14 protein-coding genes are annotated in these 12,824 nt (G+C 75.2%); 6 read left to right on the forward strand and 8 right to left on the reverse strand.

The genetic code is table 11. From position 1 onward, the window contains the following. Positions 1 to 583 precede the first annotated feature (583 nt). Together RIF68_RS11240 and RIF68_RS11245 are read left to right on the forward strand one after the other, a co-directional pair. Positions 584 to 943, forward strand: coding sequence for a MerR family transcriptional regulator (locus RIF68_RS11240; protein ID WP_309051034.1), 360 nt, complete (start codon positions 584 to 586; stop codon positions 941 to 943). 143 nt (positions 944 to 1,086) lie between these two features. Further along, a complete protein-coding gene (locus RIF68_RS11245; protein ID WP_309051035.1) occupies positions 1,087 to 1,761 on the forward strand; it encodes a hypothetical protein in 675 nt (224 codons plus the stop codon). A gap of 293 nt (positions 1,762 to 2,054) precedes the next feature. Here the strand turns inward: RIF68_RS11245 and RIF68_RS11250 are convergent, their stop codons facing one another. Continuing rightward, positions 2,055 to 2,891, reverse strand: a complete 837-nt coding sequence (locus RIF68_RS11250) for an EamA family transporter (RefSeq protein ID WP_309051036.1) — start codon at positions 2,889 to 2,891, stop codon at positions 2,055 to 2,057. A gap of 123 nt (positions 2,892 to 3,014) precedes the next feature. Between RIF68_RS11250 and RIF68_RS11255 the strand changes: the two genes are divergently transcribed. Beyond that, positions 3,015 to 3,599, forward strand: a complete 585-nt coding sequence (locus RIF68_RS11255) for an XRE family transcriptional regulator (protein WP_309051037.1) — start codon at positions 3,015 to 3,017, stop codon at positions 3,597 to 3,599. 18 nt (positions 3,600 to 3,617) lie between these two features. On the opposite strand, the gene RIF68_RS11260 is transcribed toward RIF68_RS11255, so the two are convergent. From RIF68_RS11260 to RIF68_RS11270, 3 genes are all read right to left on the reverse strand, one after another. Continuing rightward, positions 3,618 to 4,004, reverse strand: a complete 387-nt coding sequence (locus RIF68_RS11260; RefSeq protein WP_309051038.1) for a MauE/DoxX family redox-associated membrane protein — start codon at positions 4,002 to 4,004, stop codon at positions 3,618 to 3,620. 285 nt (positions 4,005 to 4,289) lie between these two features. Beyond that, positions 4,290 to 4,934, reverse strand: a complete 645-nt coding sequence (locus RIF68_RS11265; RefSeq protein WP_309051039.1) for an L-threonylcarbamoyladenylate synthase — start codon at positions 4,932 to 4,934, stop codon at positions 4,290 to 4,292. Then, positions 4,931 to 5,563: a carbonic anhydrase gene (locus RIF68_RS11270; protein ID WP_309051040.1), complete on the reverse strand. Its 633-nt coding sequence runs from the start codon at positions 5,561 to 5,563 to the stop codon at positions 4,931 to 4,933. The genes RIF68_RS11265 and RIF68_RS11270 overlap by 4 nt, the downstream gene beginning before the upstream one ends. Before the next feature lie 467 nt (positions 5,564 to 6,030). Here RIF68_RS11270 and RIF68_RS11275 point away from each other — a divergent pair, with 467 nt between their 5' ends. The 3 genes from RIF68_RS11275 (at position 6,031) to RIF68_RS11285 (ending at position 9,696) form a co-directional block, all read left to right on the forward strand. Next, positions 6,031 to 8,046, forward strand: coding sequence for an amino acid transporter (locus RIF68_RS11275; protein ID WP_309051041.1), 2,016 nt, complete (start codon positions 6,031 to 6,033; stop codon positions 8,044 to 8,046). Positions 8,047 to 8,272: 226 nt separating this feature from the next. Continuing rightward, positions 8,273 to 9,478, forward strand: a complete 1,206-nt coding sequence (locus RIF68_RS11280) for a cytochrome P450 (protein WP_309051042.1) — start codon at positions 8,273 to 8,275, stop codon at positions 9,476 to 9,478. After that, positions 9,475 to 9,696 carry a ferredoxin gene (locus RIF68_RS11285; RefSeq protein WP_309051043.1) on the forward strand — a complete coding sequence of 74 codons (222 nt, stop codon included), beginning with the start codon at positions 9,475 to 9,477 and terminating at the stop codon, positions 9,694 to 9,696. The genes RIF68_RS11280 and RIF68_RS11285 overlap by 4 nt, the downstream gene beginning before the upstream one ends. 5 nt (positions 9,697 to 9,701) lie before the next feature. Here the strand turns inward: RIF68_RS11285 and RIF68_RS11290 are convergent, their stop codons facing one another. From RIF68_RS11290 to RIF68_RS11305, 4 genes are all read right to left on the reverse strand, one after another. Next, positions 9,702 to 10,319, reverse strand: a complete 618-nt coding sequence (locus RIF68_RS11290; RefSeq protein ID WP_309051044.1) for a sigma-70 family RNA polymerase sigma factor — start codon at positions 10,317 to 10,319, stop codon at positions 9,702 to 9,704. Positions 10,320 to 10,429: 110 nt separating this feature from the next. Continuing rightward, a complete protein-coding gene (locus RIF68_RS11295; protein ID WP_309051045.1) occupies positions 10,430 to 10,666 on the reverse strand; it encodes a DUF6059 family protein in 237 nt (78 codons plus the stop codon). 23 nt (positions 10,667 to 10,689) lie between these two features. Next, positions 10,690 to 11,526, reverse strand: coding sequence for a 4-phosphopantetheinyl transferase (locus tag RIF68_RS11300; RefSeq protein ID WP_309051046.1), 837 nt, complete (start codon positions 11,524 to 11,526; stop codon positions 10,690 to 10,692). Continuing rightward, on the reverse strand, positions 11,523 to 12,824 hold a 1,302-nt coding region (locus RIF68_RS11305; protein ID WP_309051047.1), incomplete at its 5' end, for a 3-hydroxyacyl-CoA dehydrogenase NAD-binding domain-containing protein. The genes RIF68_RS11305 and RIF68_RS11300, both read right to left, overlap by 4 nt.

Raw genomic sequence — 12,824 nt, forward strand, 5'->3', positions numbered from 1 at the left:
GGACGACAGAAGGGACGGCGGGTGCCGTCCCTTCTGCCGTCCTCACCTCTTCTCGCGTCCGTCGGGCGAAGAATCGCACCTTCATCCGATGCAGAAAATCTGTCATGGCGAAGGTAGACATTGCTTCGCGCGGGGGTTAGTGTTGTGCCGTACCCAGAAGTCCGGGAGCGCGGCAGGGACGCATTGCCGCGCAGTAGGTAGAAGCAGGTGCGGACCGGCGGCGGGGTGAAGGAGCCGGAAGTGGTGGGTTCCTTCGCCGGCCGCCGGTCCGAGCGGCCCCAGGGGTCGCGCGCAGTACCCGTGTTGTCCAGCAGTACGAACGAGTAACCGCACAAGGTAAGGAGCGGAACGCCATCAGGATCGCCCGGGCGAGCGGGGAGCGCCGCCCGGGTACCGCAGGCCCCGGATGGGAAGGTGGTCCACGGTCACGCAGCCGCGATCCCCGCTTGTCCGCCCTCCGGGGCGGATCGCAGCGGACACGGAAGGCCGGCGTTGATACGCCGGTAGATGGTGTTGCAAGCTCGGGGCCCGGGCGCCATGACGGCGCCCGGGCCCCTCGACGCGTCCCCGGAAGAAGAGGTCTATGCCCCCTCGCAGTACCAGCCCCGCCGACAAGCTCGACGACGACGACTATCCCGCCTACACGATGGGCCGGGCCGCCGACATGCTCGGCACGACGCCCTCCTTCCTCCGGGCCCTGGGCGAACACCGCCTGATCACGCCGCTGCGCTCCGAGGGGGGTCACCGGCGCTACTCCCGCTACCAGCTGCGCATCGCCGCACGCGCCCGCGAACTCGTCGACCAGGGCACCCCCATCGAGGCCGCCTGCCGCATCATCATCCTGGAGGACCAGCTCGAGGAGGCCCGGCGCATCAACGCGGAGTACCGCCGCGCGGCGGCCGACGCGATGCCGCCGCCCCGGACGGCGGCCGCTCCGAGCTGACGGCGGCCCGGCGCCGCCACCACGGTCCGGAGCCGCCGAGGGCCGAGGAGCCGTACAGGATCCCCGGGGTGAGTACGCGTACTCACCCCGGGCCCGGTAGCCGCCCCCATCCCACCGCCCGGCCGGCCGCCTACCGTCCTCGTATGCCCGACGACACCGCACCCGCCCGCACCCCCGTCCCCGACACCCGCGACACCCCCAGCCGCCCCCGGGGGCTCGCGGGGTGCGGGATCGCCGCGCTCGCCGGGGTCCTGGCCCTGGTCGTCCTGCTCGTCGGGCTCTCCTGGGGGTCGACGGACTTCCCCCGCGTCCCGCCCGAGGAGATGGCGAAGCGCGCCTTCCAGCGTTCCCAGGAGGCGTACACCGTCCTCGGCTTCACCCGGACCGTGGAACCCGGGGTCGAGGACCTCGGCGTCAGCACGGAGAACACGTTCGGCGCCGGCTTCTGCTACGACGGGGGCCTGCTGGGCCTGGAGGACCGCACCGTCGAAGGCGCCTCCTCGATGAGTCACCACTGGGCGCTGGACCGGGTGACGGCGAGCCAGGCGGAACCCGGTCTGCGCCGGCTGCACCGGTTCGCGCGGGACAACGGCTGGAAGGTCACCTCCTACCGCGAAGGGAAAGGGGGCAGGGCCTGGGAGTTGTACGTCCAGCGGGACGGCGGCGACGAGCGGATGTCCTTCACCTGGTACCCGGACCGGGGGTACTTCACCGGCGGCGCGACCGTGCCCTGCTCCTACGATCCCGAGTGGCGCGACGGTGACGTCGGCCCCGCCGGGGACGACCTGAGACCACCCGCCTTCGGCCCCGCCCGCTGACCCGCTGTCCGTCCGCCGGTTCCGTCTCCGCCCCGGAACCCCGCCGCGGCCGGTCGGGCGCCGGGTCCTCGGCGGGCGGGCGGTGGAGGGCGCCGGCGCGGGATGCCGCACGGCTGGTCGCGGGGTGACGCGGAGGGCCCGCACGCCGGTGCCCGGCCGGACGGTCCGCCGCCGCTCAGCGGGCCGGCGTCATGGCCCTCGGCGATCCAGGCATGCCGACCGGCCCGCCCCGGGTCGGAGGCCGAACTGCGCCCAGCGGTCGCGGTGTTGACGGTGAGTGGGGCCGGGGCGGATCAGCTCAGCGCGAGCAGACCGACGGCGACCGCCGCGGCGCCCAGGCCCACGAGCTGGCCCCGGTGGATGCGTTCGGCGAGAACACCGCGCGCGAGGAGAACGGTGCCGGCCGGGTACAGCGCGGTGATCACGGCGACCACGGCGAGGTCTCCGCCGCGCGCGGCGAGCAGGAACAGCAGGTTCGCCACCGAGTCCAGCACGCCGGCCGCCGCCGAGATCGCGTACGCGGGCCGCTCGGGGCCCAGCCTGCGGTACATCACCGCCGCCGCGGCCAGGGTGACCGCCGAGGAGACCGCCCGGCCGATGATCAGCGGGGCCACGCCGCTGTCCGACGGCGCCCGGTGCAGGAAGACCAGCTGCAGGGCGATGGCGGCGCCCGCGCCGAAGGCCAGCAGCAGCGCCGTACGGGAGGGGCGGACCGATCCCGCGCCGTGGCCGGCGCTGACGAGCACCACCGCGGCCAGCGCGAGCGGCAGGCCGAGCAGACCGGCGAGGCCGAGGTGCTCGCCCTGGAGGAGGCCCACGCCGACCGGGAGTATCGCCGAGACCAGGGCGGTGATCGGCGAGAGGACGTTCATCGGGCCGATGGCGAGGGTGCGGTAGAGCAGGGCGAAGGCCGCGGCCGAGGCGACCCCCGACGCGGCGCCCCAGCCGAGCGCGCCCGGGCTGAACGAGGCGCCGAGCACCGGCCACAGGGCGAGCTCGACGGCGAGCGAGGCCGGGGCCGCGATCATGACGGTCCGCAGCACGTGGGCCTTGCGGGCGCCGAGACCGCCGAGGAAGTCGGCGCACCCGTAGGCGAGGGAGCTGCCCAGGGCAAGCAGCAGAGCGATCACGGTACGTCCATCCCTTACGATGAGCAGTAGAACGACTGAACCGTACAGTGAAACGACCATCCCATGTCAACCGAACGACCGTAAGGTGCAGTGGAATGGTCAACGCAGGAGGAGGGTGATCGGGTGGCCGAGACCGAGCAGGCGCTGCGGACGCTCGCGCACAACGTCAGGGCGGCCCGTCACCGTGCGGGCCTCTCCCTGGACGAACTCGGGCGCCGTGCCAAGGTCAGCAAGGGCGCCCTGGTGGGCCTGGAGAAGGCGCAGGGCAATCCGAACTTCGCCACCCTGGTGCGCCTGGCCGACACCCTCGGCGTCTCGGTGTCGGCGCTCCTGGAGGGCCCGGCGGAAGGGCGCGTCCGCGTGGTGGACGCGGACGCCGTGATGCCGCTGTGGGCGGGGGAGAAGGGCAGTGAGGCCCGGCTGATGCTGACGACCTCGGGCCCGGCCCCCGTCGAGGTCTGGCGCTGGCGCCTGGAGCCGGGCGAGGAGTACCCCAGCCATCCCCATCAGGCCGGAGTCGTCGAGACCGTCAGTGTCACCGCCGGCCGGATGATCCTCGTCGTCGACGGCGCCGAGCACCCGATCACCGCCGGCAGGACGGCCACCTTCGACGCCGACGCCCCCCACACCTACCGGGGTGACGGCACGGAGACCTGCCACCTGATCATGACCGTCCACCTGCCGCCCGGCCCGGCCTCCACGGCCTGAGGCCGCGCGAGGGGGGCCTCAGGGCCGGGGCCCGGGGCCCTCGTTCCGGTGAACGCTCAGGGCCCACAGGACGAGCGGGATCCGCAGCGGGAGCCGGGCCAGGGCGGCCGCCCGCAGCGGGGCCGGGCGGTGGCGCCAGTCGTACGCCATCTTCACGTTCGCCGGGAACACGGCGACGAACAGCGCGGCGGCCGCCGCCGCCCCCGCCCGCCGTGTGCGCGGCGCCGCCACCGCGGCGCCGATCGCGATCTCCGCGACGCCGCTCAACCGGGTCCACGTCCGGGCCGAACCCGGCAGAGTCCGGGGCACCAGGGCGTCGAAGGGGCGCGGTACGGCGAAGTGGGCCGCTCCGGTGCCGATCAGCAGGCCGCTGAGCAGTCGGGCGGAGCGCCGGGAGGTGGACATGAGGCTCCTCGGGGGACGGGCGCGGCCGGAGTCGCCTGACAGCAGAGCACGGGGATCCGGCCCGGCGGCCCGGCGGCGGGACCCGTGGCGCGCGAGCGGTCCGGACAGGACGGCCGGATCGGGTCCTGTCGGTCAGGTCGGCCCGGGTCCGAACCGACCGGTCCGCTCGGGTCCGAACCGACCGGCCCGCTCGGGTCGGGGAACCTCCGCCGGGCGGTCGCCCGGCGCACCGGTGGCCCGGCACCCCTCGTACAGGGGTGCCGGGCCACCGCGTCGCCGTACGGCTCAGGGCACGACGAGATCGGGCACGACCGCGCGCAGCTCCGCCACCGGCAGGACACCGTCCCGCACGAGTACCGGAACGTCCCCGCTGAGGTCCACGATCGACGAGGACACGGCACCGGCGGTGCGGCCGCCGTCCAGGTAGACGGCCACCGCGTCGCCCAGCATGGCCCGCGCCGCGTCGCAGTCCTGCGGTGAGGGCCGGTCCGTGAGGTTGGCGCTGGACACCGCCAGCGGGCCGGTCGCGGCGAGCAGGTCGAGCGTCAGGGGGTGGTCGGGCATCCGCACCGCCACCGTGCCGCCGGTCTCGCCCAGATCCCAGTCGAGTGAGGCCCGGTGACGGACCACCAGGGTCAGGCCGCCCGGCCAGAACGCGTCGACCAGCGCCCGCGCCGCGTCCGGCACCTCGTCCGCCAGCTCCCGCAGGGCGTCGGGGGAGTCGACCAGGACCGGCGACGGCTTGTGCCGGCCCCGGCCCTTCGCGGCGAGGAGCGCGGCGACGGCCTTCGGGTCGAACGCGTCGGCCGCGACGCCGTAGACGGTGTCCGTCGGCACGACCACCAGCTCGCCCCGCCGTACGGCCGCGACGGCCTCCGTCAGGCCGTCCGCGCGGGCGGACGGGTCGGAGCAGTCGAAGCGGAGGGTCATGGAGCCGGCGCCTCCTCCGGGTCGACACCGCGTGTGGTCACCAGGCGGGCGCTGCCCTCGGCGAGCGCGTACCCGAGACCGACGACGGCGACCTCGCCCTTCTCCACCTGCTCGTGGAGCAGCCGGGAGCGGTCGAGCAGCAGGTCCACGGTGTGCCGGATGTGCGCGTCGATGATGTCGCTGTCGGCGGTCAGTCCGGCGGAACGGGCCGCCAGGATGCTCGGCGTCACGCGCTCCACCACGTCCCGCACGAAGCCGCCGGCCGCGAAGCCGTCCTCCACGGCCGCGCGGGCCGCGGCGACCGCGCCACAGGAGTCGTGGCCGAGCACGACGACCAGGCGGGCGCCGAGGACGCTGGTGGCGTACTCGACGCTCCCGAGCACCTCGGCGCCGATGACGTGACCGGCGGTCCGGACCACGAACAGGTCACCGAGGCCCTGGTCGAAGATGATCTCGGCGGCCAGGCGTGAGTCGGAGCAGCCCAGGATGACGGCGAACGGGTCCTGCCCGGGGGCCAGCTCCGTGCGGCGGGCGGCGTCCTGGTTCGGGTGCTCCGGGGTGCCCGACACGAAGCGCCGGTTGCCGGAGAGCAGGGTTTCCAGTGCGACTGAAGGAGAAGTTCTAGGCATGCCGTCACCCTATGACCTGACCCCGCTCCGGCTCCACGCAGCACCCCGCGTTCCGGCGGCGCATCCCGGAGCCGTGGCGCGGGGAGCCACCGGCGGCGTGCGCCGTCCCGAGGGGCGGGGCGGAGGCGAGGACGGGGAACAGCGCCTCCACCTCGTAAGGACGCGGGGGAGGGCGCGGGTCGGGGCCGGGCGCGGGGTGCGGGGCACGCGGGGATCCTCGGGAGGGGCCGTTAAGAACGCGACATGATTTTCCCGGTGACTCGTGGTGATCAGGACACGACGGGAACGCCCGGGTGAGGCCGATTCCCGGGGAACCGGCCCGCGTCGCCCCGCCCGGGAAGCGGCGCGGTGGGCCGGCTCCGCCGCTGGTGGAGGGGCGGGAGGGCGACCGGGACGCCGCATACTCGGTGATCGCGCCGCGGCGGAGGCGGTGCCGCCGGCCTGCGCGCAGGAGCGAGAGAAAGTCGATGGGAGCCATGAAGGACGCGAACGGCCAGGCCGCGCACCAGGACACGCGCGCCGTGGTGCCCGAGACGGTGGACAGCCCCGCGCTGCGGCCGGAACCCACCGGGCGGCTGGCGCGGTGGATGCTGCGCCACCAGGTGCAGCCCGTCGGACCCGCGGCGGGCGAGGGGCATGCCGAGCCGCACACCTGGTGGAAGGTGATGTGCCTGACGGGGGTCGACTACTTCTCCAGCCTCGCCTACGTACCGGCCATCGCCGCGCTCGCGGCCGGCGCGGTCTCGCCGCTGGCGACCCTGCTGATCGTGGCCCTGACCCTGCTGGGCATGCTGCCGATGTACCGCAGGGTGGCCGCGGAGAGCCCGCACGGCGCCGGGTCGGTGGCGATGCTGGAGGACCTGTTGCCCTTCTGGCGGGGCAAGTTGTTCGTCCTCGTGCTGCTCGGCTTCGTCGCCACCTCGTGGATCATCACGATCACCCTGTCCACCGCCGACGCGTCGGTCCACGTCGTGGAGAACCCCTTCTTCCCCGAGGCCCTGCACGGCCACGAGGTGGGTCTCACGGTGGTGCTGCTGCTCGTCCTCGGCGGCGTGTTCCTGCTCGGCTTCAGCGAGGCCGTGAGCGTCGCCATCCCGCTGGTCGCGGTCTTCCTGGCGCTCAACGCGGTGGTCATAGGCGTCGGCCTCGTCCATGTCGTCACCACACCGGGCGCGTTCGCCGCCTGGACCGGGGCGCTCACCGACGGCGGAGGCGGGTTCGGGGCGCTGATGACCCCGGCGCTCCTGGCCTTCCCGCTCCTCGTGCTCGGCCTGTCCGGTTTCGAGACCGGGGTGAGCATGATGCCGCTGGTGGCCGCCGGCGGCGCGGACCCGAAGCAGCGGCTGCGGGCGCGGATCCGCAACACCCGCCGGCTGCTGACCACGGCCGCGCTGATCATGAGCGTGTACCTGCTCGCCGCGTCCTTCGTCACCACCGTGCTCATCCCCGCCGGGGAGTTCGGGCCGGGCGGCGCCGCCAACGGCCGCGCTCTGGCCTGGCTCGCGCACGAGCACGTCGGGGAGGCGTTCGGCACCGTCTACGACATCAGCACGATCCTGATCCTGTGGTTCGCCGGCGCCTCCGCCATGGCCGGACTGATCAACATCGTCCCGCGCTACCTGCCCGATTACGGCATGGCCCCCGAGTGGGGGCGCGCGGTGCGGCCCGTCGTCCTCGTCTACACCGCCCTGTGCGTCCTCATCACCTTCGCCTTCGACGCCGACGTGGACGCCCAGGCCGGGGCGTACGCCACCGGCATCCTGGCGATGATGGTCTCCGGCGCCTTCGCGGTCACCGTCTCGGTGGCCCGCCGCGGGCGCCGCGCGGTGGCGGCCGGGTTCGCGGTGCTCACCCTGATCCTGCTCTACGCGCTGGTCTACAACATCGTCGACAAGCCCGACGGCATCACCATCTCCGGGTTCTTCATCGCCGGCATCGTCGCCGTGTCGCTGATCTCCCGGGTCTCGCGGACCACGGAGCTGCGCGCCGACCGGATCGTCTTCGACGAGGCCGCCCGCCGCTTCCTCGCCGAGACCCTGGCCCACGACGAGGCGATCAACATCATCGCCAACCGCCGGCAGGCCGGTGACGGAGCCGAGTACCGCGACAAGGAGCGCGAGCAGCGCGGCACCAACCCGGTGCCCGGCAGGGCCGACGTGCTCTTCCTGGAGATCGACGTGGTCGACCCCTCGGACTTCAGTGAGGTGCTGGCCGTCCACGGCGTCGAGGTCGACGGGCACCGCGTCCTGCGCGCGGAGGCGCCGGCCGCGCCGAACGCCATCGCCGCGGTCCTCCTCGCCCTGCGCGACACCACCGGAGTCCGGCCGCACTGCTACTTCGCCTGGGCCGAGGGCAGCCCGCTGAAGCACATGTTCCGGTACTTCCTCCTGGGGCGCGGCGACACGGCGCCCGTCACGCGCGAGATCATCCGCCGGCACGAGCCGGACCCGGGGCGCCGCCCCGGCATCCACGTCGGCGGCTGAGACGGCCGGAGAGCCGTCCGGGCGGCGGCTGCCGGCGAAAGCGCCCCGGCATTGCCTTCGCGCTCAACCATTGCAACGCCCTGTTGCGTTCACGTTCGGTCCATTGCATCAATTTCCCCACACTGACCAGGAGTTATGGAGAGGGGTTCGTTGACGACTTACTGAAGGCAACGTAGCTTTCGGTGCACCGGCAAGCCCTTGCCGGAGCCCGAGACGAGGAGTCGCCATGACCGCCAGCGAGTCCGTCCACACCGTCACCGCCATGCCGACGGCCCGCAGGCCCGGCTGCCCCTTCGACCCGCCGGCCGAACTCGTCGAAGCCCGCCGGCACGGCCCTCTCAGCCGCTTCGTCCATCCCGGCGGAAAACCCGGCTGGCTGATCACCGGCTACGACCTGGTGCGGTCCGTCCTGGCCGACCCGCGGTTCAGCTCGCGCAAGGAACTCCTCAACGTCGGCGACTTCGAGGTGCCCCCGGCGCCGCCCGGTGAGTTCCTCCTCATGGACGAGCCGCAGCACAGCCGCTACCGCAAGCCCCTGGTGGGCAGGTTCACCGTGCGGCGGATGCGGCTGCTGACCGAGCGCGTCGAACAGATCACCGCCGACTGCCTGGACGCCATGGAGAAGGCCGGCCCGCCGGTGGACCTGGTGACCGCCTTCGCCAAGCCCATCCCCACCATCGTCATCTGCGAGATCCTGGGCGTGCCCTACGAGGACCGCGCCTCCTTCCAGGAGCAGATCGACACGTTCATGGGCGGGGAGACCACCGACGAGGAACTCGTCGCCGCCTACACCGCGACCCAGGAGTACCTCGCCGGTCTGGTGGCCGCCAAGCGCGCCCACCCCACCGACGACATCCTCAGCGAACTCACCGACAGCGACCTCACCGACGAGGAGCTGCGGGGCATCAGCCTGATCCTGCTGGCCGCCGGCTTCGACACCACCGCCAACATGCTCTCCCTCGGCACGTTCGCGCTCCTGCGGCACCCGGACCAGTTCGCCGCGCTGCGCGACGACCCCTCCCTCACCGAGGGGGCCGTGGAGGAACTGCTGCGCTATCTCAGCGTCGCCAAGACCTTCATGCGGACGGCCCTGGAGGACGTCGAACTCGACGGCCGCACCGTCGAGGCCGGGACGACCGTCGTCCTCTCCTACCACACCGCCAACCACGACCCCGAGCGCTTCGCCGACCCCCATGTGCTCGACGTCCGCAGGCCGTACGGCGGACACCTGGCCTTCAGCCACGGCGTCCACCAGTGCCTCGGCCAGCAGCTCGCCCGCGTCGAGATGCGCGTCGCGTTCCGCGCGCTCCTCGACCGCTTCCCCACCCTCCGCCTCGCCGTCCCGGCCGACGAGGTCGCCCTGCGCCCCGAGACCGCCGACATCTACGGCGTCAAGAGCCTCCCGGTCACCTGGGACCGGACCGCGTCATGACGCCGCCGCGCGTCCACGTCGACCGCGACCGCTGCATCGGCGCCGGCATGTGCGCGATGACCGCACCCGAGGTCTTCGACCAGGACCCCGGCGACGGCCTCGTCCTCCTGCTCGACGCCGACCCCCCGCCCGCCCACCGCGCGGCCGTACGGATGACGGCGGGGGTCTGCCCCTCCGGCGCGATCACCCTCCACGACCCCGGTCCCGGCACCCCGTAGCCGGCTCACGCGGCGGCGCCGGGGCGGCGCGCGTCGTGCTCGGCCTCGCGCAGCGAGGTGACCAGGGAGGTCCGGGCGCGGGCGACCCGGGAGCGGACCGTGCCGACCGGGCAGCCGCTGACCGAGGCCGCCTCCGCGTAGGGCAGACCCACGAGCTGGGTCAGGACGAAGGCCTCGCGCCGCTCGTCCGGCAGGGCGTCGAGCAGGTCCCGGAGGGCGACGCCGTCCTCGAAACCGGGCAGGTCGCGGGCCTGGGCGCGGTCGGCCGCCGCCTGCCAGTCGGCCGTGTCGGCGGGGCGGGGCCGCGCCCGGCGGTGGCGGATGCTGTCGACCACCGCCCGGCGGGCGATGGACAACAGCCATGTACGGGCCGAGGAACGGCCCTCGAAGCGGCGCAGCGCGGTCAGGGCCCGCAGAAACGTCTCCTGGGTGAGGTCGTCGGCGGCCTGCGCGTCCGCGCTCAGGTGGGCGACGTACCGCCAGACGTCACGGTGCAGCGCGCGGACGAACAGCTCGATCGCCTCGGTGTCCCCGCCGCGCCCGGCCAGCGCCCAGGCGGTGACGGCGGCGTCGGGCGGCCGTGCGGCGGACCGTGCGGGGGACGGGGTCAGGGCAGTGGACATCGCCTGGATCCCTTTCGCGGAGCGACGGTGCGGGGGCCGTGCGGAGAGGTGGTGGCGGGGAGGAGGCGCGGATGCGGGACGGACCGGCCGTACGGGAACGGGGGTACGGGTCAGGGGCCGAGCAGCCGGCGGAACAGGTCCCGCTCCGCCGCGCTCGGCGGGGCGCCGGCCGCGAGCCGCTCGGGATGCCCCGGCGGCGGCCCGAAGGCCGGGTCCGCGCTCGGCGGGCGGCTCCCGGCCGGTCGCCGCGGCCACAGCTCGTCCGGCGGCCGGTGCGTCCACAGCGAGCCGTACGCCACCAGCGTCCGCAGCACGGACCACCCGCAGCGCGCCGCCAGTGCCCGCACCCTCCGAAGGGCGCCGCGCCCCGTCACCACGCGCTCCCGCCGGGCGGCGCGGCGGGCGTGAACACCCCGCGCTGGTCCAGGTGGTGGAGCGTGACCCGCCCTTCCGGGGCGTCCGCCGTCCGGCGGACCGCCACCGCCAGCCACAGGTCGTCGACCGGCAGGCCGGTGACCTGCCACCCGTGCGCGCCGTGCGTTCCCGCCCCGTCGCCCCGCGCCCGCCGGAGGGCGCGCCGGCCCGCCCACAGCCGGGCGAAGACCTCGGCGCGCCGCTCAGGGGCGGCGGCCGACACCTCCGCCCGCTCGGCGAGGCTGAGCACACCCGAGACGGCCGGGAGCGCCGACGGCGCCGGCGGTCGCTCGGCGGCCACGCCGACGGGCACCCGCGCGACCCCGATGAGCACCACGCCCCCACCGTGGGCCAGCGAGAAGTACGGCGGTGGATCGGCCAGCCGGGTCGGCCGGCCGTGCGGACCGCCGCAGCAGGGGCACGGGTCGCGGCGGAGGCGCACGGCGGCGGGCGCCACCCCCAGACAGGCGCCGAGCACCTTCCGTACCGCGATGTGCGCGGCCGCGTACCCGGCCCGGTCCGCCGCGTGCACGAACGAGGCGGCACGCCGCCGCTCGGTGGCGTCGAGGACGGACACGTCGAGCGCGTGCCGCGCCGGCAGCGCCTCCGGCAGCCGCAGCAGCCAGAGACCGGCGTCGTTCCCGCGCGGCGCGGGCAGGACCGCCGGCCAGACCCCGGGGCCCTCCGTCCGCGCGGCCGTGGCGGTGCCCGGCGGCGAGCCGGGCGGGACCGGCCGCGGCGCGGCCCCGCACGCGCCCGGGCGCGGCGGCGCCGGCACGGGCCGCGTGGTCACGCCGCGTCCCCGGCCGCGGTGTCCGCCGCGCCGAACCGGCGCCCGGTGACCTTCTCGGCGATCCCCGTCCGGTCCAGGTACGGGGTGACGCCCCCGAGGTGGAACGGCCAGTCGCCGCTCGCGAGGAGAGCGAAGTCCACGTCCGCCGCGCTCGCCACGACGCCCCGGTCGAGCAGGTCCCGGATCTCCTCCGCGAGCGCGGCCAGGGCCCGCTCCCGTACGGCTCCGGGGTCCGCCCCTCCGACCGGGGAGCCGTCCCCGTCGCCCAGCGGCAGCGCCTCCGCCTCCCGCTCGCGCAGGAGCGCGGACGGCGGCACCGGCAGGGCCAGCGGCTCGCACACCCGGTCCAGCCACTGACCGGCCCCGTCCTCCTCCCCGTGCCCGTCGCCACCGTGCCCCGTCCCGCCGGGGCCGTACGAGGCGTCCGCCGCGCCCAGGAGCGCGCCGAGGAAGCGGCCGCGCAGCCGGTCCACGAGGGGGCCGGGAGCGCCGGCGACCAGCGGAAGGCACTGCTTGCCGAGCTTCACCGCCACCGCGCCCGCCGTCGCGTACGCCGCGTCCCCGGTCGCCGGGAGCCGCACCAGCTCGGCCAGCCCCGACCGTTCGACCGGCCACGGCACGTACAGCCCCACGACCCGCTCCGGGAAGGGCACCGCCGCCACCGCGTCCGCGCCGGGCACCGGACCCGTCGGCACCAGCACACACCCGTCCCCGACCGCCGCGGCGGCCCGGCGCAGCGCCGAGTCGGCCTGCCGCGCGCTCCGTCCCGCCGGCCCGGCCTCGAACAGCAGGTCCACCCCGGCGAGAGCGCCGCCCCACGGTTCGGCGGTGCCGGACAGGAGGGCGGCACACCGCTCCGCCGCCCCGGCGCTCAGCCGCTCCCCGGCCACCAGCTCCCGCAGCCCCTCCTGGACCTCCGCCACCGCGTCCTCGACGGCGGTGGCGTCCTCACCGGCGAGCACCACCGGGACGCGCAGCTTCTCCAGGGCCAGCAGGGCGAGGCGCCGGGCCCGCCGGGTGGTGCCGAGGACCCCGACCCGGCCCACCGGCAGGGCACGGGCGGGATCGGGCCGGCCGGGGTGGGCCGCCGCGTGCCGCTGCGTGAGGTCCAGGGCGTACAGGCTCGTCCGGAACTCCTCCGTCAGGAAGAGGTCGGCCGCCGCCCGTTCGGCCGCCGTGAACGCCTCGTCCCGGCCGGCGGTCCTGGCCAGCCGCAGCAGCTCCAGGGCCTGCCGGGGCGCGGGAAGCACCCCGTGCGTCCGCTCCGCGACCAGCGCGTGGCCCCGGGCGAGCGCCCG

The sequence above is a fragment of the Streptomyces sp. genome (assembly GCF_031178505.1).
In the GTDB taxonomy this organism is placed as follows: Bacteria; Actinomycetota; Actinomycetes; order Streptomycetales; family Streptomycetaceae; genus Streptomyces; species Streptomyces gulbargensis.

Coding starts and splice junctions, on each gene's coding strand:
- RIF68_RS11240 (WP_309051034.1), top strand. CDS start 584: ATGCCCCCTCGCAGTACCAGCCCCGCCGACAAGCTCGACGACGACGAC.
- RIF68_RS11245 (WP_309051035.1), top strand. CDS start 1,087: ATGCCCGACGACACCGCACCCGCCCGCACCCCCGTCCCCGACACCCGC.
- RIF68_RS11260 (WP_309051038.1), bottom strand. CDS start 4,004: ATGTCCACCTCCCGGCGCTCCGCCCGACTGCTCAGCGGCCTGCTGATC.
- RIF68_RS11265 (WP_309051039.1), bottom strand. CDS start 4,934: ATGACCCTCCGCTTCGACTGCTCCGACCCGTCCGCCCGCGCGGACGGC.
- RIF68_RS11270 (WP_309051040.1), bottom strand. CDS start 5,563: ATGCCTAGAACTTCTCCTTCAGTCGCACTGGAAACCCTGCTCTCCGGC.
- RIF68_RS11275 (WP_309051041.1), top strand. CDS start 6,031: ATGGGAGCCATGAAGGACGCGAACGGCCAGGCCGCGCACCAGGACACG.
- RIF68_RS11280 (WP_309051042.1), top strand. CDS start 8,273: ATGACCGCCAGCGAGTCCGTCCACACCGTCACCGCCATGCCGACGGCC.
- RIF68_RS11285 (WP_309051043.1), top strand. CDS start 9,475: ATGACGCCGCCGCGCGTCCACGTCGACCGCGACCGCTGCATCGGCGCC.
- RIF68_RS11290 (WP_309051044.1), bottom strand. CDS start 10,319: ATGTCCACTGCCCTGACCCCGTCCCCCGCACGGTCCGCCGCACGGCCG.